The sequence below is a fragment of the Rhodoplanes azumiensis genome, from assembly GCF_042682915.1.
Classification (GTDB): Bacteria; Pseudomonadota; Alphaproteobacteria; order Rhizobiales; family Xanthobacteraceae; genus Rhodoplanes; species Rhodoplanes azumiensis.
In genome coordinates this window covers 21,795-39,514 of sequence record NZ_JBHUIW010000035.1, presented here as the reverse complement: position 1 = coordinate 39,514, position 17,720 = coordinate 21,795, and the positions used below count along the sequence as shown (strand labels likewise).

The 17,720-nt window shown below is 71.1% G+C and carries 21 protein-coding genes; 7 read left to right on the top strand and 14 right to left on the bottom strand.

Translation table 11 applies throughout. From position 1 onward, the window contains the following. Positions 1-158: 158 nt before the first annotated feature. Positions 159-1,700, top strand: coding sequence for an acetolactate synthase large subunit (locus ACFSOX_RS21820; protein WP_378479936.1), 1,542 nt, complete (start codon positions 159-161; stop codon positions 1,698-1,700). Positions 1,701-1,718: 18 nt separating this feature from the next. On the opposite strand, the gene ACFSOX_RS21815 is transcribed toward ACFSOX_RS21820, so the two are convergent. From ACFSOX_RS21815 to ACFSOX_RS21760, 12 genes are all read right to left on the bottom strand, one after another. Continuing rightward, the gene (locus ACFSOX_RS21815; RefSeq protein WP_378479935.1) at positions 1,719-2,048 is read right to left on the bottom strand and encodes a hypothetical protein; all 330 of its coding nucleotides are present in this window, start codon (positions 2,046-2,048) and stop codon (positions 1,719-1,721) included. A gap of 129 nt (positions 2,049-2,177) precedes the next feature. Continuing rightward, positions 2,178-2,489, bottom strand: a complete 312-nt coding sequence (locus ACFSOX_RS21810) for a hypothetical protein (RefSeq protein ID WP_378479934.1) — start codon at positions 2,487-2,489, stop codon at positions 2,178-2,180. A 346-nt stretch (positions 2,490-2,835) separates the two neighbouring features. After that, positions 2,836-4,239, bottom strand: a complete 1,404-nt coding sequence (gene leuC, locus ACFSOX_RS21805; protein WP_378479933.1) for a 3-isopropylmalate dehydratase large subunit — start codon at positions 4,237-4,239, stop codon at positions 2,836-2,838. A gap of 76 nt (positions 4,240-4,315) precedes the next feature. After that, complete coding sequence (locus ACFSOX_RS21800; RefSeq protein ID WP_378479932.1) at positions 4,316-4,513, bottom strand: hypothetical protein; 198 nt, start codon at positions 4,511-4,513, stop codon at positions 4,316-4,318. Positions 4,514-4,727: 214 nt separating this feature from the next. Beyond that, entirely contained in the window at positions 4,728-5,102 is a 375-nt protein-coding gene (locus ACFSOX_RS21795; RefSeq protein ID WP_378479931.1) for a SecDF P1 head subdomain-containing protein, read from the bottom strand. Between the two features lie 102 nt (positions 5,103-5,204). Then, positions 5,205-5,600 (bottom strand): 50S ribosomal protein L19, encoded by a 396-nt coding sequence (gene rplS, locus ACFSOX_RS21790; RefSeq protein WP_378479930.1) that lies wholly within the window; start codon positions 5,598-5,600, stop codon positions 5,205-5,207. Between the two features lie 97 nt (positions 5,601-5,697). Further along, on the bottom strand, positions 5,698-6,453 hold the full coding sequence (gene trmD, locus ACFSOX_RS21785; protein WP_378479929.1) for a tRNA (guanosine(37)-N1)-methyltransferase TrmD: 756 nt from the start codon (positions 6,451-6,453) through the stop codon (positions 5,698-5,700). Positions 6,454-6,612: 159 nt separating this feature from the next. Beyond that, positions 6,613-7,161, bottom strand: a complete 549-nt coding sequence (rimM, locus tag ACFSOX_RS21780) for a ribosome maturation factor RimM (RefSeq protein WP_378479928.1) — start codon at positions 7,159-7,161, stop codon at positions 6,613-6,615. Position 7,162: 1 nt separating this feature from the next. Next, entirely contained in the window at positions 7,163-7,885 is a 723-nt protein-coding gene (locus tag ACFSOX_RS21775; protein WP_378479927.1) for an SIMPL domain-containing protein, read from the bottom strand. Positions 7,886-7,925: 40 nt separating this feature from the next. Continuing rightward, positions 7,926-8,264, bottom strand: a complete 339-nt coding sequence (rpsP, locus tag ACFSOX_RS21770; protein WP_378479926.1) for a 30S ribosomal protein S16 — start codon at positions 8,262-8,264, stop codon at positions 7,926-7,928. Positions 8,265-8,463: 199 nt separating this feature from the next. Continuing rightward, complete coding sequence (ffh, locus tag ACFSOX_RS21765) at positions 8,464-10,107, bottom strand: signal recognition particle protein (protein WP_378479925.1); 1,644 nt, start codon at positions 10,105-10,107, stop codon at positions 8,464-8,466. Positions 10,108-10,479: 372 nt separating this feature from the next. After that, complete coding sequence (locus ACFSOX_RS21760) at positions 10,480-10,740, bottom strand: hypothetical protein (RefSeq protein ID WP_378479924.1); 261 nt, start codon at positions 10,738-10,740, stop codon at positions 10,480-10,482. 206 nt (positions 10,741-10,946) lie between these two features. On the opposite strand from ACFSOX_RS21760, the gene ACFSOX_RS21755 reads away from it, so the two are divergent. After that, on the top strand, positions 10,947-12,011 hold the full coding sequence (locus ACFSOX_RS21755; RefSeq protein ID WP_378479923.1) for an MBL fold metallo-hydrolase: 1,065 nt from the start codon (positions 10,947-10,949) through the stop codon (positions 12,009-12,011). A 123-nt stretch (positions 12,012-12,134) separates the two neighbouring features. Here the strand turns inward: ACFSOX_RS21755 and ACFSOX_RS21750 are convergent, their stop codons facing one another. Next, the gene (locus tag ACFSOX_RS21750; protein WP_378479922.1) at positions 12,135-12,872 is read right to left on the bottom strand and encodes a GyrI-like domain-containing protein; all 738 of its coding nucleotides are present in this window, start codon (positions 12,870-12,872) and stop codon (positions 12,135-12,137) included. A gap of 204 nt (positions 12,873-13,076) precedes the next feature. On the opposite strand from ACFSOX_RS21750, the gene dapF reads away from it, so the two are divergent. From dapF to ACFSOX_RS21725, 5 genes are read left to right on the top strand one after another with little or no spacing between them, the layout of a single operon-like run. Next, positions 13,077-14,012: a diaminopimelate epimerase gene (dapF, locus tag ACFSOX_RS21745; protein WP_378479921.1), complete on the top strand. Its 936-nt coding sequence runs from the start codon at positions 13,077-13,079 to the stop codon at positions 14,010-14,012. After that, positions 14,009-15,283, top strand: a complete 1,275-nt coding sequence (gene mtaB, locus ACFSOX_RS21740; protein WP_378479920.1) for a tRNA (N(6)-L-threonylcarbamoyladenosine(37)-C(2))-methylthiotransferase MtaB — start codon at positions 14,009-14,011, stop codon at positions 15,281-15,283. Before dapF ends, mtaB begins: the two co-directional genes overlap by 4 nt. Before the next feature lie 10 nt (positions 15,284-15,293). Beyond that, on the top strand, positions 15,294-15,650 hold the full coding sequence (locus ACFSOX_RS21735) for a lysozyme inhibitor LprI family protein (RefSeq protein ID WP_378479919.1): 357 nt from the start codon (positions 15,294-15,296) through the stop codon (positions 15,648-15,650). A gap of 21 nt (positions 15,651-15,671) precedes the next feature. After that, positions 15,672-16,304 carry a pyridoxamine 5'-phosphate oxidase family protein gene (locus tag ACFSOX_RS21730; protein WP_378479918.1) on the top strand — a complete coding sequence of 211 codons (633 nt, stop codon included), beginning with the start codon at positions 15,672-15,674 and terminating at the stop codon, positions 16,302-16,304. Positions 16,305-16,319: 15 nt separating this feature from the next. Continuing rightward, entirely contained in the window at positions 16,320-16,739 is a 420-nt protein-coding gene (locus ACFSOX_RS21725; RefSeq protein ID WP_378479917.1) for a MaoC family dehydratase, read from the top strand. Positions 16,740-16,978: 239 nt separating this feature from the next. On the opposite strand, the gene ACFSOX_RS21720 is transcribed toward ACFSOX_RS21725, so the two are convergent. After that, a complete protein-coding gene (locus ACFSOX_RS21720; RefSeq protein WP_378479916.1) occupies positions 16,979-17,593 on the bottom strand; it encodes an HdeD family acid-resistance protein in 615 nt (204 codons plus the stop codon). Between the last annotated feature and the right edge of the window lie 127 nt (positions 17,594-17,720).

Genomic DNA, 17,720 nt, shown 5'->3' with positions numbered 1-17,720 from the left:
CTCACCCGCCCAGGGAATCCCCCGGCGATTCAGCCACACCGAAAACCGCTCTAGAAAGAGCAAATGACGAGCCGCCCAGCGCGACGGTCATATCCGCCTCGCGACGTGCGCGGCCAGTGCCCACCCTACCCAGTGTCTGCCCTATGACGACGGGACTCATGAACGGAGCCGAAAGCCTCATCCGCACGCTGGTCGACAGCGACGTCACGGTCTGCTTCGCCAATCCGGGCACCTCGGAAATGCACGTCGTCGCCGCGCTGGACGCGGTGCCGGCGATGCGCGGGGTGCTGTGCCTGTTCGAGGGCGTCGCCACCGGCGCGGCCGACGGCTACGCGCGGATGGCGGAGAAACCCGCTGCGACGCTGCTGCATCTCGGTCCCGGCTTTGCCAACGGCATCGCCAACCTGCACAACGCCCGCAAGGCGCGCGTGCCGATCGTCAACGTGATCGGCGACCATGCCGCGACCCATCTGCGCTACGACGCGCCACTGACCTCCGACGTCGGGGCGCTCGCCCGCACCGTCTCGCACTGGCTCGGCACCTGTCGCGAGGCCCGCACCGTCGCGGCCGAGGCGGCCCGCGCCGTGCAGGCGGCCGCCGGCGCGCCCGGCCACATCGCGAGCCTGATCCTCGGCGCCGACGCCGCGTGGTCGCCGGCCGAGGGGGTCGCCCCGCGCCTGCCCGTGCACGGCCCCTCGCCGGTTTCCGACCACGCCGTGGCGCGGACCGTCGCGGCGCTGCGGGCCGGATGGGCGGCGCTGCTGCTGCGCGGCGAGGCGTTGCGGGGTCGCGGGCTCGCCGCCGCCGGCCGGATCGCCGCGGCGACCGGGGCGCGGCTCGTCTGCGACACCTTCGCGCCGCGGCTCGAACGCGGCGCCGGCCGGGTGCGGGTCGAGCGCCTGCCCTACCGGCCCGAGCCGGCGGTCGCGTTCCTGGCGGGCACGCGGACCCTGATCCTGGTCGGCACGCAGGCGCCGGTGGCGTTCTTCGGCTATCCGGACCAGCCGAGCGAGCTGACGCCGCGAGGCTGCGCGCCGCTCGTCCTCGCCCATCCTCACGAGGACGGCGCCGCGGCGCTCGTCGCCGTCGCTGAGGCGCTCGGCGCGACCGGCCCGGCGCCGCTGAACACGAAATCTCTTCCCGAGCGTCCGCAGGCCGGCGCCCTCGATCCCGGCACGCTGATGCGGATCGTCGCCCGCCACCTGCCCGAGAACGCCATCGTCAGCGACGAGAGCATCACGGGCGGCTTCCAGCATTACGCCGTGCTCGACACGGCGGCGCCGCACGACTTTCTCAGCCTCGCCGGCGGGGCGATCGGCGACGGCCTGCCGGTCGCGACCGGCGCCGCGGTCGCCTGCCCGGACCGCAAGGTCGTGGTGCTGCAGGCCGACGGCAGCGCCATGTACACGCTCCAGGCGCTGTGGACGATGGCGCGCGAAAAGCTCGACGTGGTGACGATCATCTACGCCAACCGCGCCTACAAGGTGCTGATGGACGAGCTGCGCATCGTCGGCGCGTCGACGTCCGGCTCCAAAGCCGCAGCCATGTTCGATCTCGGCGATCCGACCCTCGACTGGGTGCGGCTCGCGCACGGGATGGGCGTCGACGCGGTCCGGGCCGAGACGACGGACGCGTTCGAGGACGCGGTCGCGTCCGCCATGGCGGCGTGCGGCCCGTGCCTTATCGAAGCCGTGGTGTGAGATGGCGTGATGTGAAAATCAGACGCCCGCGAGCTGCGCGGGCACGCGGGACATATCGGCACGGACCCGCATCTCCGGCGCCATGGCGCGGAGCTTCTCGAGCGCGGCGTGGAGGTCTTTCACGTCCGTCTCGGTCGGGGTGTTCCAGATCATCGCCTCGACGAGATCGATCCAGCGCAGCGTCCAGCGCTCGACATGCTCGATCGCTTCGGTCGATGGTGACTGCTCGGCGCACAGGACGGCCATCTCGGCCAGGGCGCCCCGCAGCATTTCGGCAATCCGCTTCTGCTCGAAATACCGGCCTTCCATGCAAGACCTCCCGGTTTGCTGGTGGCGGTATCGAGCCACGGGACCGCGCGCCGCGCCAGTCCGTGCAACCACCAAGCCGCGCCGCGACGCAGCGACACGGGGCAGGCGCAGGTCGCCGCCATCCGAAACGGTGCAGCAAGAGCCGGGTGAAAGGCGCGGTGGGAGTCGTCAGAGCTCGAATGGCGGCGATCCGAAGCGTGCCGGCGGCTCGGCCAGCGCGCCCGCGACGGCCGTGGACCGCCGGATGCGGGCCGAGGCGGTGCGCAGCTCGACCAGGGCGGCGCGCAGGGCCTCGGCCTGGCGGCCGGTGACGCGGGTTCGCAACAGGCTCTCGACCGAGTCGATCCAGCGCAGGGTCAGGCGTTCGATCCGCACCAGGCTGTCCGAGCCCTTGGCGTCGGGCGGCAGCTCGGCCAGCTCGGCCAAGGCGTGCCGAAGCGTGGCAGCGAGAGCCAGCAGCTCGTCCTCCTGGTGCCCCATGAGCAGTCTCCGCTTGACGATGCTGATGTTTCGCCCCTCCGACGGCACAGGGCTAGCCCTCTCCCATGTCCGGCTGCGCACATTTTCGTGATGGATCATATTACCATGCCCAATTCAGGCTAGGCACGGCGATACCCCACCTCCGCGAGATGCGACGAGCAACCACACGGGCGCCAAGGCGGTGCGACGCAGCATGGATTTTTGCGCCACGACAGCAATGTCCGGGTCGGGTCGGGTGATTCGGGCGCCGCCGCTCCCCTCGAAACGCAACGAGGCGCCCGCAGGGGGCGCCCCGTCATGTCTCGCGATTGGTGGATCGGCCGGTACGGCCGATCGGCCGTCGCGGTCAGCGCACCTCGCGCACGTCGACGAAGCGGCCCGCCAGCGCGGCGGCGGCCGCCATGATCGGCGAGACCAGATGGGTGCGGCCCTTGTAGCCCTGACGCCCCTCGAAGTTGCGGTTCGAGGTCGAGGCGCAGCGCTCGCCCGGCGCCAGCTTGTCCGGGTTCATGGCGAGGCACATCGAGCAGCCCGGCTCGCGCCACTCGAAGCCGGCAGCCGTGAAGATCTTGTCGAGGCCTTCGGCCTCGGCCTGCTCCTTCACGAGGCCGGAGCCCGGCACCACCATCGCCTTGACGGCGGCGTTGACGGTCTTGTCCTTCACCAGCGCGGCCGCGGCCCGCAGATCCTCGATGCGCGAGTTGGTGCAGGAGCCGATGAACACGCGGTCGATGGCGATGTCGGTGAGCTTTTCGCCGCCGACGAGGCCCATGTAGCGCAGCGCGGCTTCCGCCGCGGCACGCTTGCGCTCGTCGGCGATCTCGGCCGGCACCGGCACGCGACCGGTGATCGCCACCACCTGCTCGGGACTGGTGCCCCAGGTGACGAGCGGCGGCAGGTCGGCGGCGTCGAGCGTCACGATCGCGTCGAAATGGGCGCCGTCGTCGGAGCGCAGCGTCTCCCAGTAGCGCAGCGCCTGATCCCAGGCGGCGCCCTTCGGGGCCTTCGGACGATCCTTCAGCCAAGCGTAGGTCTTCTCGTCGGGGGCGACCATGCCGGCGCGGGCACCGCCCTCGATCGACATGTTGCAGATGGTCATGCGGCCCTCGACCGAGATGTCGCGGATCGCCTCGCCCGCATACTCGATCGTGTAGCCGGTGCCGCCGGCCGTGCCGATCTCGCCGATCACGGCGAGGATGATGTCCTTGGCGGTGACGCCGGGGGGCAGGCGGTTGTCCACCCGCACCAGCATGTTCTTCGACTTCTTCTGGATCAGCGTCTGGGTGGCGAGCACGTGCTCGACCTCCGAGGTGCCGATGCCGTAGGCGAGCGCCCCGAAGGCACCGTGCGTCGCCGTGTGGCTGTCGCCGCACACGATCGTGGTCCCGGGCAGCGTGAAGCCCTGCTCCGGGCCGATGACGTGGACGATGCCCTGCCGCTTGTCGAACTCGTTGTAGTATTCGAGGCCGAAATGCGCGGCGTTGTCGGCCAGCGCGGCGATCTGGGCGGCGCTCTCCGGATCCTCGTTGGGCTTCGAGCGGTCGGTGGTCGGGACGTTGTGGTCGACGACGCACAGCGTCTTTTCCGGTGCCCGCACCTTGCGGCCCGCCATGCGAAGCCCCTCGAAGGCCTGCGGGCTCGTCACCTCGTGGACGAGATGGCGGTCGATGTAGATCAGGCAGGTGCCGTCGGGCTGCTCGTCGACGACGTGGTCGTCCCAGATCTTGTCGTAGAGGGTGCGCGGCTTCATCGCAGGCGTCTCGCGGTTCTTATGTGATGCGGAAAATCAAAAGGACGGTGGACGGCGGAGCGGGGTCGCGGCGCGCTCAGGCGCGGCGCGCCGCCGGTCCCGGAAGGCCGGCCAGCACGGCCGCGGTCAGCCGGCCGAAGAACCGCCAGGGCAGCCGGGCATGGTCGTCGAGGACGACGCGCGCATGCACCGCACGCGCCTGCGCGGCATGCGCCGCCTGCGCCGGCCGCGAGGCAGGCCCGTCCGCTCGGTGATCGGCGCGGGGCGAAAACATGCGTGGTCTGTAGCAAATCCAAACTGGCGCCACAACGAATGTCGGGGTCGCAGTTCGGAGGTGCAAGGTGGACTCGTTGGGGTGTTCGGTCGCCCCGGGGCGGCCCTGTCCATCTCCCCGCGCGCCGGGAGCGGTCGTTCCGGGTTCGCGCCTTCGGCGCGCCCCGGAATGACGAAGCACGCATGAGCCGCGCGGCGGGGAGCGGCTTTGGACGTCACTCCACCGCTTCGACCTCGAGGCGGGCGCCTTCGCTGGCGAGGCGGCGGGCGAGCACCCGGCCGGCCTCGACGGTCGGCACCGGGATCTGGCCGACGCCGCCGTTGACGGCCTCCTGGATCACCGGGCGCAGCCAGGTCTTGCCGTCGACCCGGATGTCGATCCGGCGGCCGACATGGGCCGCGGTGAAGCGTGCGAAGGCCTCGCGGCCCGCCGTGGTGAGGATGAAGTTGACGACCGCCTGGCCGCTGCGCTGATCGGTGCCGGAGACCGCCTGCGACACCTCGAGCCACACCGGCTCGGCCGCGGCCGGGGCCGTGAGCGGCGTGGCCGCCACGAGCGCGAGCGCCACGACGCCGGCGCGGCGTCGCATGCCGTCCGTGAAGAGGGCCGCGACGGTGCGGCACCGACGCAAAGGGCCGGACGAGCCGGCCCTGCGTGTCTTCGGCGATGCCATGCGGCGTCTGCGATGCGCTTACTCGGCGGCCGTCGCCGCCTCGCGCTCGCCCGGGCGGTCCTGCCGCTCGGTGATGCGGGCCGACTTGCCGCGCCGCGAGCGCAGGTAATACAGCTTCGCGCGCCGCACCTTGCCGCGCCGCACCACCTTGATCGAGTCGATCAGCGGCGAATACAGCGGGAAGACGCGCTCGACGCCCTCGCCGTAGGAGATCTTGCGGACCGTGAAGCTCTCGTGGAGGCCGGCGCCGGAGCGGCCGATGCAGACGCCCTCGTAGGCCTGGACGCGCGAGCGGTCGCCCTCGACGACCTTGACGTTGACGGTCAGCGTGTCGCCCGGGCCGAAATCCGGAATGTCCTTGCCGGCGGACAGCTTGGCGATCTGCTCTTTGTCGAGCTCTTGAATGATGTTCATGGGAGGTCTCCAGCGCTGCGTCTGGCGCAAGCGCGCCGGTTCTGTCGGTCGGAATGCTTCGGGTTGGCGGTGCCTATACGCCATGTCGTCGGCTTTGTCATCCATCGGTCGCTTTTTTTGGCGGGATGGCCGGGGCTTGGGCATCAGCCATTCGGGTGAGGTCGGCCTCGCGGAACTTGGCCCACAAATCCGGCCGCCGCTCGCGGGTGATCCGCTCGGCCTCGGCCCGGCGCCAGGCCGCGACGCGGCCGTGGTCGCCCGACACCAGGACGGGGGGAATGTCGCGGCCCTCGAAGAGCTGGGGCCGGGTGTAGTGCGGGTACTCCAGGAGCCCGTCCGAAAAGCTCTCCTCGGCGCCGGACGCCTCCTTGCCCATCACGCCGGGCAACAGCCGCACGCAAGCGTCGATCAGCACCAGGGCGGCGAGCTCGCCACCCGAGAGGACATAGTCGCCGATCGACACCTCCTCCAGGTTGCGACCGGCGATGACTCGCTCGTCGACCCCCTCGAAGCGCCCGCAGACGATGACGACGCCGGGACCGGCCGCGAGCTCTCGGACCCGCGCCTGGGTGAGCGGTTTTCCCCGGGGACTCGTGAGCAGGCGCGGTCGCGGATCGTGCTCCGGCGCGATCGCGTCGATGGCGCGGGCCAGAACGTCGGCGCGCAGGACCATGCCGGGGCCGCCGCCGGCCGGCGTGTCGTCGACGCTGCGATGGCGGTCGGTGGCGAAGTCGCGCAGATCGGTCGCGGCGAGATCCCAGATGCCGTTCGCCCGCGCCTTGCCGGCGAGGCTCGCGCCCAGCGGCCCCGGGAACATCTCCGGAAAGATCGTGATCACGTCGGCGCGCCACATGGACTTCTTGCTTCTGTTCGTGTGCAGCGTTTCGTCTGTCGCGTCTCGCGACCACTTCGCCCGTCATGGTGAGGAGCGATCCGCAGGATCGCGTCTCGAACCATGCGGCCACCGGCGCCGTGGCCGCCCATCCTTCGAGACGCCCGCTGCGCGGGCTCCTCAGGATGAAGGCGGAGGGACGCCCTCCTCGTCGTCGAGCAGCCCGGGCGGCGGATCGACGACGACCCGGCCGCCGGGGATGTCGACGACCGGCACGACGGCCTTGGAGAACGGCACCAGCAGCGTCTCGCCGCGCTTCGGCGCGATCTCCAGAATGTCGCCGGCGCCGAAGTTCTGCACCGCGATCACGGTGCCCATCTCGGTTCCGGCCGTGTCGACGGCCAACAGCCCGATCAGGTCGGCGTGATAGAACTCGTCCTCGCCGGGCGGCGCGAGTGTTTCACGCGGCACGTAGAGGTCGAGGTTGCGCAGCGCCTCGGCGGCGTCACGATCCGCGACGCCCTTCAGCCGCGCCACGAAGCAGTCCTTGGCGGGCCGCAGCGCGGCGATCTCGAACACCCGGCCGTCGGCCGCCGTCAGCGGCCCGTAGGCCGCGACCGCCGACGGATCGCTCGTGAACGACCACAGCCGCACCTCGCCGCGCACGCCGTGCGGCGCCCCGATACGGGCGACGCAGACGCGATCGGACGATGCCGGTCGCGGCGGCATCTCAGCGCGGGCCGATCCGCCACGTCACCGTGGCGGAAGCGTCGAAGGTCAGCGTCGCCGGCGGTGTGATCTGCATCGACCGCGCCGACGCCATCTCGGCGCGCAGCGCGCCCGGCTCGCCGCCCTCCACGATGGCGACGACCCCGACGAGCCGCATGCCGGCCGCCGCCGCGAACACCTCGGCCTTGGCCTGCGCATCGGCGATCGCCTTGCGGCGCGCCTCGTCGAGGCCGGCATTCGTGTCATCGGCCCGGTAGCCGATCGGCCCGACCTCGAACAGGCCCGACGACGCGATGCGGCTCACCAGCGCGTTGACGCGCTCGACCGGCTTGAGCTCGAGCTCGAACGCCGTGACGGCGCGGTAGCCCGGCTGCTCCTGCTTCGGCCGCGGAACGTCGCGGGCGAGGCGGAAGTCGGACCGCTTCACCGTCACGCCGTCGGACGCGAGCTTCTGCAGGGTTTCGGCGGCACGGGCGGCGCGGCCTTCGTGAGCCGCCGTCGCCTTGTCGAGCGTGTCGCCGGAGGTCGCGACCTCGACGGTGACGACGGCGAAGCTCGGCTTCACCGTGTGCTGGCCCTGGCCCTGCACCGTGACGGTCGGCTCGGTGCCGCCGCGCCGCTCCTGGGCGACGGCGGGCGAGACGGCGGCCCCGGCGAAGGCGGCGGCGCAGACGATGGCCGCGAGGCCCGCGACGACGCGGTTGCGGCTCGGTCCCTTGCGCATCGGAAATCCCCCGGTTGAAGCCCGAAGGCTCACGCCCCGCTTACTTGCCGGCCTTGGCCTTGGCCTCGGCCATCGCCTTGCGCTCCTTGCGCGGGATCGCCTTCTCGGGATTGTTGCGCGGCTCGCGCTTCTGGATGCCGGCCTCGTCGAGGAAGCGCAGGATGCGGTCCGACGGCGTCGCGCCCTTGGCGAGCCAGTCCTTCGCCTTGTCGAGGTCGAACTTCAGACGATCGGCCTGCTCCTTCGGCAGCCGCGGATTGAAGTAGCCGATGCGCTCGATGAAGCGGCCGTCACGCGGGCTGCGCGAGTCGGCGACGACGATGTGATAGAACGGGCGCTTCTTGGTGCCGGCACGGGCCATGCGGATTCGCAGAGACATTTTTTGGTCCTCTCTTCTCGTCTGTTCTCAGCGCCCGGTCGGTCCGATGCGCCAGGGGTGAAATTCACGACCTGCCGTGCTCACAGTCCCGTCATGGCCGGGCTCGTCCCGGCCATCCACGTTTTTCCTCGCGGCCAGCGCCGCATCGTGGATGCCCGGCCCGAGGCCGGGCATGACCGACCGAGAGGTCGAGCAAGCCTCACTTCTTCTTCCCGAAGCCCGGGAAATTCTGGATCCTGCCGCCGAGACCCGGCAGCCCGGAGAACCGCGGCACGCCGCCGGCGAGCCCCGGCAGCGGCGGCTTCGCCGCCGGCGCGTCCCCGGCCGGGGCCGCATCGCCTTTCGTGGCGTCCTTGGCACCCGACAGCTCCGGCAGGCCGGGCGGCACGCCCGGAAGCCCGGGCGGCGCGCCCGGGAACCCCGGCAATCCGCCCGGCGGCAATCCGCCCGGCAGGCCGCCCGCGAGCTTCTCGAGATCGGCCTGGCTCGGCATGCCGCCGCCGAAGCCGAGCGCGTTGGCGAGACCGGCCAGCGGGCCGCGCTTGCGCGAGCCCATCTGCTTCATCATGTCGGCCATCTGCCGGTGCATTTTCAGCAGCCGGTTGATCTCCTCGACCTTGGTGCCGGAGCCGGCCGCGATGCGCTTCTTGCGGCTGGCCTTCAGGAGATCCGGGGTGCGGCGCTCCTTCGGCGTCATCGACTGGATGATGGCGATCTGATGCTTGACGATCTTGTCGTCGATGTTGGCTGCGGCGATCTGGTTCTTCATCTTGGCGATGCCGGGCAGCATGCTCATCATGCCGCCGAGCCCGCCCATCTTGAGCATCTGCTCGAGCTGCTCGCGCAGGTCGTTCAGATCGAACTGGCCCTTGCGCATCCGCTCGGCGGTGCGCCGCGCCTTCTCGGCGTCGATCGTCGCCGCCGCCTTCTCGACCAGCGAGACGATGTCGCCCATGCCGAGGATGCGGTCGGCGATCCGGCTCGGATGGAAGTCCTCCAGCGCGTCGAGCTTCTCGCCGACGCCGATCAGCTTGATCGGCTTGCCGGTGACGGCCCGCATCGACAGCGCGGCGCCGCCGCGGCCGTCGCCGTCGACGCGGGTCAACACGATGCCGGTGAGGCCGACCCGCTCGTCGAACGATCGCGCCAGATTCACCGCGTCCTGGCCCGTGAGGGCGTCGGCGACCAGCAGCACCTCGTGCGGGGTCGCCGCCTGCTTCACCTCGGCGACCTCGAGCATCATGGCTTCGTCGAGGGTGGTGCGGCCGGCGGTGTCGAGAATGACCACGTCGTAGCCGCCGAGCCGGCCCGCATCGAGCGCGCGGCGAGCGATCTGCACCGGCGTCTGGCCGGCGACGATCGGCAGCGTGTCGACGCCGACCTGGGTGCCCAGCACGGCGAGCTGCTCCTGGGCGGCCGGCCGACGGGTATCGAGCGAGGCCATCAGCACCTTGCGCTTCATCGTGTCGGAGAGGCGCTTGGCGATCTTGGCCGACGTGGTCGTCTTGCCCGAGCCCTGCAGGCCGACCATCATGATCGGCACCGGGGCGGGCGCGTTCAGGTCGATCGGATCGGCCGTGGAGCCCAGCGTCTCGATCAGCTGGTCGTGGACGATCTTCACGACCATCTGGCCGGGCGTCACCGACTTGATGACCTCGACCCCGACGGCACGCTCCTTCAGCTTGTCGATGAAGCCGCGCACCACGTCGAGGGCGACGTCTGCCTCGAGCAGGGCGCGGCGGACTTCTCGCGCAGCCGCGTCGACGTCGGCGGCAGTGAGCGCGCCACGCCGGGTCAGCCGGTCGAGGATGCCGGAGAGCTTCTCGGAAAGACCGTCGAACATGCGTCCGCCCGTCCCGTTGGACCTCTCCCGCGGAGAGGCGAACCCAAACACGTGTGGCGCCCGAGGGCGCATCGCGCTGTCGGGCGTTGGCCTCCGGCCTCGCGGGACCGGTCGGTTGATGTCGTTCTCGGCAGATGTCGAGAGCGCGGGACACTACTCCGCCGGGCGAAGCGAAGTCAAATGGGCCGCAGACGTCCGATGTTGTACCGTTCTTTCGCCCTGAAGACCGGCCCGTGTCCCGGCCAAGGCGGGCGGGCCGCCGGGCTCGCGCGCCGCAGAGCCGGAACCCAGGAGCCTCTCGGCGGGAGCTTTGCCGCGTCGCCCTCGGTCCCGGCGCGCGCCCCGCGCGTCCGGGACACGGATTCCGTGCGCCTACTCCATGGTCGACCCGGCCTCGCCGAGCGGCGAGCCGCGCAGCGGCCGGGCGCCGACCCGCTCCAGGATCGAGATCACCTGGCCGATCGTGCCGACCGGCACGTCGCGCCCCTCGTGGGAGCGGAACTCCCGCGCCACGAAGGCGCAGGCGGTGGCGAGATCGGCCTCGCTCGCGCCCGTCGCGATGATCTCGGCGACGATCGCGTCGTCCACCGGATGGACCGCCGACACGACCTGGTCGCGCGTCAATTCGGACATTGCTACCTCCCGGCTCTGCGCATGATCCCGAAAAGTGGAACCCGCTTTTCGGACAAGATCATGCATGCAGCACAGCGACGCGGCGGCGGGCCGCGTCTTGTCTCGGCCGGCGGACCGCCTAAGTACCCTCGGGCGTCCCGCAGTCGGATCCTTGGGGGGACCGGCGAGCGGTGTGTTCGTGGCCCCTCCTTGGAGAAGATAGGAACGTGCCGTCCACCCGTCGAGGCCTGCTGCTCGGATCGACCGGCCTGGCGGCGGCCGCCGCCGCCCTGTTCGGGGCGCGCGCCCGCGCCGCACGGTTCTACGAAGGCCCGGTCTCCGACCATTTCGACGGAACGGTGTTCCGCGACCCGCACGGGGCGGCACCGAAGAATTTCACCGACATCGTCCGCTGGTGGGGATCGCGCCGCGACAAGGCGGAGTGGCCGGACTGGGCACCGAGCCCGCATGTCGACACGCCGCCCGCCCGGGTGGCCGGGCCGCGGCTGCGCATCGCCTATGTCGGCCATGCGAGCTTCCTTCTACAGACCGGCGGCCACAACATCCTGATCGACCCGGTGTGGTCGGAGCGTGCCTCGCCGTTCGACTTCGCCGGACCGAAGCGCGTCAACGCCCCCGGCATCCCGTTCGAGAACCTGCCGACGATCGACACCGTGCTGGTCTCGCACGGCCATTACGACCATCTCGACGCCGACACCCTGTCGCGTCTCGTCGCCGAGCATCGGCCGCGCATCGTCACCCCGCTCGGCAACGACACCGTGATGGCCGACCACGACCCGGCGATCGTCGCCGAGGCCTACGACTGGCACGACCGGGTCGAGCTGTCCGCGGAGGTGGCCGTGACGCTGGTGCCGCTGCGGCACTGGTCGGCGCGCGGCCTCCTCGACCGCAACAAGACGCTGTGGGCCGGCTTCGTCGTCGACACGCCGGCCGGTCGCCTCTACCACGTCAGCGATTCCGGCTACGGCGACGGCTTCCGGTTCCGCGAGGCGCGCGACCGCTACGGGCCGTTCCGGCTCGCCATCCTGCCGATCGGGGCCTACGAGCCGCGCTGGTTCATGCGCGACCAGCACATGAACCCGGCCGAGGCCGTGCAGGCGTTCGCCGATTGCGGCGCCGAGCTGGCGCTCGCCCACCACCACGGCACCTTCCAGCTGACCGACGAGGCGATCGACGCTCCCGTGAAGGATCTTCGCGCGGCCTGCGCGGCCGCGAAAATCCCGGACGAGCGGTTCAGGGTTCTGGCGCCCGGCGAGGCGTGGGAGATTTGAGGCTCGGTCATCCCGGGGCGCGCGGAACGCGCGAACCCGGAATCCAGCGGCGAGCTCCGCATCCGGGGCTGGATTCCGGGTTCGCGAGCCTTCGGCTCGCGCCCCGGAATGACTGGACGATCCTCACCGCAGCGGCACGAACACCTCGATCACCAGCTTGTCCTCCGGCGTCGTCAGCGGGTCGGTGACGTAGACCTCGACGAACTGGTCCTGGGCGTCGAGGTTCTTGTCGTCGAGCTGGTTGGTGATCGCCTCGTAGGTCGCGTCCATCGAGTCGTAGGAGCCGCGGTGGACGTATTTCAGCGCCTTGCCGGCCGGGGTCTGGCCGACCGCGAGGTCGCCGGTCGGCGCCGGGCTCGGCGCCTGCGCCACCGGATAGCCGGCCCGGAACGTGAAGCCGTTGTCGTCGGTGGAGGTGTAGATGGTGGTCGCCGGACCGGAGGGCGTCACGTTCTGTTTCTGCAGATAGGCCGAGACGGTCTTGAGCGCGTCCTGGATCGCCTCGAAGGCGCGGTCCCAGCTCGCCTTGCCGGTGACCTGGACGATCGTCCTGGCCTGCAGGGTGACGTCCTCGCCGAACACGTCGCCGGCCTGGCCGGCGGGTGCCGCCGGGGCGGATGCCGCGGGCGCCGGGCTCGACGGAGCGGGACTCGACGGAGCGGGGCTCGGCGGAGCCGACGTGGACGGAGCCGGCGCGGCGGGTGCGCTCGCGGCCGGCGGGCTCGCGGGCGCGCCACCCTGCGTTTGCGATTGTGTTTGCGCTTGCCCCTGCGCCTGCCCCTGCGTAAGGCCGAGACCGGACTGCCACACCACGGCCGCCGTGATCCCGGCGAAGGTCGCGACGAAACGGCGAGGTCGCATCGAATGCTCCTGTCGATCCTGCGTTCCAGATGCGTTCCAGAACGGATAGAACACCGCCTGGATGAACGGAAGCCCAACGCGACGGCAGGCGCACGGCTGCCGACGTCCGCCCATGGAAGCCCGCGGCTGGCCAAGGGATGCAAAAATCCCATATAAGGCGCCCGACCGAGACCAATCGACAATCCCGCCCCGACAAAACGTCCGATGAGCGCGCTCGCCGACCACCCCTATGTGAAGATGAACGGCCTCGGCAACGAGATCGTCGTGGTCGATCTGCGCGATCGGCCCGAGCGGCTGACGCCGGAGGAGGCGCGCGCCGCGGCGAGCCCCGGAGGGGCGCCGTTCGACCAGCTCATGGTGCTCTACCCGGCCCGCACGCCGGGCACCGACGCTTACGTGCGCATCTACAACACCGACGGCTCGGAGGCCGGTGCCTGCGGCAACGGCATGCGCTGCGTCGCCGACATCGTGTTCGCCGACACCGGCAAGACGGCGCTGACCTTCGAGACCCGGGCCGGGATCATCAACGCCTGGAAGGGCGAGGAGCCGCTCGTCTCCACGGTCGACATGGGTGCCCCGAAGTTCGGCTGGCGCGACATCCCGCTCGCCGAGGAGTTCCGCGACACCCGTGCGATCGAGCTGCAGATCGGGCCGATCGACGCGCCGATCCTGCATTCGCCCTCGGTCGCCAGCATGGGCAACCCGCATGCGGTGTTCTGGGTGGACGATCCATGGGCCTACGATCTCGGCAAGATCGGCCCGCTACTCGAGAACCACCCGATCTTCCCGGACCGCGCCAACATCACGCTCGCCGCCGTGACCGGGCCGGACCACCTCGCCATGCGCACCTGGGAGCGCGGCGCCGGGCTGACCAAAGCCTGCGGCTCGGCCGCCTGCGCCACCGCCGTGTCGGCCGCCCGCACCGGCCGCACCGGGCGGCGCGTGCGGGTGACGTTGCCGGGCGGCGACCTGATCATCGACTGGCGCACGCGTGACGACCACGTGCTGATGACCGGGCCGGTGGAATACGAGCGGCACGGCCGCTTCGACCCTGCCCTGTTCGCCCGCGACGTCACCGGGGCGACGACGTCCGGCGCATCGTCACCCGGAGCGACGTCCGGCAGGGCGCCGGCCCCATGAGCGTCGACGTCGTCACCTTCGGCTGCCGGCTCAACGCCTTCGAGTCGGAGGCGATCCGCCGCCGCGCCGAGGCGGCCGGGCTGTCCGACACCGTGGTGGTCAACAGCTGCGCCGTCACCGGTGAAGCCGTTCGCCAGACCCGACAGGCCATTCGAAAACTCAAGCGCGAGAACCCGGGCGCCCGCGTCGTCGTCACCGGCTGCGCGGCCCAGACCGAGACGGCGACCTTCGTCGCCATGCCGGAGGTCGACCGCGTGCTGGGCAACACCGAGAAGCTCTCGGACGACGCCTGGGCGCAGACCCGCGCGGCGTTCGCGGCCGGGCCCGCGACCGGAGCCGTGGACCCGTCCACCAAGGCCGCCGTCGACGACATCATGGCGGTGCGGAGCGGCGCCGCGCCGGCGATCGACGGCATCGAGGGACGCGCCCGCGGCTTCGTCCAGGTGCAGAACGGCTGCGACCACCGCTGCACCTTCTGCATCATCCCGTTCGGCCGCGGCAATTCGCGCTCGGTCGCGACCGAGGACGTGATCGCCCAGGTGCGCCGCCTCGCGCTCAACGGCCACGCCGAGGTGGTGCTGACCGGCGTCGACATCACGAGCTACGGGGCCGACCTGCCGGAGACGCCGCGGCTCGGCACGCTGGTGCGCCGCGTGCTCGCCGCCGTGCCGGAGCTGCCGCGGCTGCGGCTCTCCTCGATCGACTCGGTCGAGGCCGACGACGATCTGATGATCGCGCTGGCCGAAGAGAAGCGGCTGATGCCGCATCTGCATCTCTCGCTGCAGGCCGGCGACGACATGATCCTCAAGCGGATGAAGCGCCGGCATTCCAGGCAGCACGCGATCGACTTCTGCGCCGAGGTGCGGCGGCTGCGGCCCGACGTCGTGTTCGGCGCCGACATCATCGCGGGATTTCCGACCGAGACCGAGGCGATGTTTCAGAACTCGCTCGATCTCGTCGACGCCTGCGGGCTCACTTATCTGCACGTCTTCCCGTTCTCTCCGCGACCGGGAACACCGGCCGCGCGCATGCCGCCGGTCGACGGCCGCCTCGTGAAGGAGCGCGCCATGCGGTTGCGCCAGAAGGGCGACGCGCTGCTTCTTCAGCATCTGCAAAACGAGATCGGCCGGCGTCGCGCCGTGCTGATCGAGACCGGCATCACGGGCCGCACCGAACAGTTCACGCCGGTCAAAATCGCGGGCGGCGCGCCGGGACGCATTGTCGACGTCATCGTCACGGGCCACGATGGGCGGCGGCTTCTCGCCGCCTGAGGAGGCTCCGATGAACGTTCGATTGCCCGGTCTCTGTCTGATCACCCTCGTGGGCTTCGCGGCGCCGGCCGCGGCGATCGACTACTCCCCGATCGACTGCGCCAAGGCGACCACGCCGGCCGACCGCACGATCTGCAGCACTTACGCGCTCGGCCAGGACGAGGCCCGCATGGCGACGCTCTACGGCGTCGCGACCGGGCTCGTCGCCATGGGCCAGCGCGGCGACATCCAGGACGCCCAGCGCGCCTTCATCAGAACCCGAGAGGCCTGCGGCACCGACACCGCCTGCCTTTCGCGCGTCTACGCGACCCGCATCCGCGAGCTTACCGCCGTCATCGACGGCATCGCCGCGCGCGGGCCGTTCTGATCATCGGCGAAAGGGAGCATCGTGACCGAGACCGCGAGCGCCGACCACACCGTCACCAGCCTCGCGGCGCTCGAGGCGCTCTACGACGCTCCCGGCGAAGCCGCGATCCTCAAGGAGATCGACCACGTCAACGCGCCCTACCGGGCGCTGATCGAGGCGGCGCCCTTCGTGGTGATCGCGACCGGCGGCGCCCGCGGGCTCGACTGCTCGCCGCGCGGCGATCCGGCCGGCTTCGTGCGCGTCGCCGACGCGACGACGCTGCTGATCCCCGACCGGCGCGGCAACAACCGCATCGACACGCTGCGCAATCTGATCGCGGATCCGCGCATCGCGCTCCTGTTCGTGATCCCGGGCTGCGACGAGACGCTGCGGGTCACCGGGCGCGCCGTGATCTCCACGGATCCGGCGCTGACCGAGAGCTTCCGTCTCGACGGCAAGGCGCCGCGCACCGTCATCGTCGTCACGGTCGAGCGGGTCTACTTCCAGTGCTCGAAGGCGCTGGTGCGCTCGCGCCTGTGGGATCCGGAGCGGCGCCTCGCGCGCGGCACGCTGCCGACCGCGGGCCAGATCCTCGCGGCCTGCTCGCAGGGCCGAATCGCCGCGGCGCCCTACGACGACGCCGATCCGGCGCGCGTGAAAGCCACCCTGTACTGAGTGTTCGTTGCCGGCATGCGCGTCGATCCGACCGAGACCTTCTCGACCACCTTCACGGTCAGCTTCGCCGAGGCGAGCGCCTTCGCGACGATGGCGGGCGACAAGAACCCGCTGCATCACGACCCCGCGTTCGCCGCCGGCACCCGCTACAAGGTGCCGATCGTCTCGGGGCCGCAGATGGCGGCGCAGCTCATGGGATTCCTGGCCAGCCACTACGCCGCCAAGGGCGCCGTGATCGGCCACGACATCTCGTTCCGGTTCCACGTCCCGATCCCGGCCGGCGAGACCATCACGCTCGAATGGAGCGTCGACACCGTCACCGAGGCGCCGCATCTCAAGAGCGACGTCGTCGTCCTGCGCGGCCGCATCCTCATGGCCGACGGCAAGGTGGCGACCAGCGCCAAGGCCCGCATCCTGGTCGGCGAGAGCTTTTAGGATTTGCCCCGAGGAGACCGCGGCGGCTCCCGGGACGAAGCCTCGTGTCCGGGGCGCGTCGCATCGCGACGCGAACCGGAACCCAGGGCGTCCCGACGAGGCGCCGGTCGCGCCGACCGTCGTGCCGCCCCTGGGCCCCGGATCTGCGGCGCGTCAGGCCTGCGGCCCGATGCGCCTTGTCCGGGGCACGCGGCCGCGACCCCGCCATCCGTTCCGACGAGCGCGGCTCGACTGCGCCGTCACGCCGTCGCGCCGGCGGTCGTCCGCTTGGCGTGCCAGGCGCGCAGGCGGAACGACCAGGCGATGTAGACGATGCCGGAGACGATCGCGTAGGCGGCGATCATCCACACGACCGCGAGCGCGCCGGCGACCGGCTGGAACAGCAGGATGGCGCCGAACAGCACCGAGACGATCCCGGAGAGGATCAGGAGCCACTCGTGCTCGATCTCCTTGCGGAGCTGGATCGCGGCGACGATCTGCATCACCCCGAGCGCGATCGACCAGGCGGCGATGAAGATCAGCAGCGCCACGGCGACGGCGCCGGGGGCGACGAAGGCGATGGCGCCGACCGCGAGGCCGAGCACGCCCGACAGCACCAGCCACCAGCGCGCCGAGGTCGGCCCCTTGCCGGCGATCGCCCCGCCGATCGCGAGAATCCCGTCGGCGAACGCGAAAGCACCGTAGAACACCACGAGGGTGAGGATCGTCAGCCCCGGCCAGGCGAAGGCCAGCACGCCGAACAGGATAGCGACGACGCCGCGCAGCAGCACGAGCCACCAGCGTGCGGCGAGCACCTGCAGGGTCGGGCACGTCGCCGGCGACGCGCCCGGCGCGGTATCGGGCATGGCTTGCATGAGGGTTCTCCTGGCCAGTGGTGACTGTTCAACGCGGCAAGCCCCGAACCGTTCCCTGTTACCGCAATCGCGGTCACGCCGGCCGGTCGGGTCGATCGGGGCGCCGCCGCGTCCGCGGACGACGAAG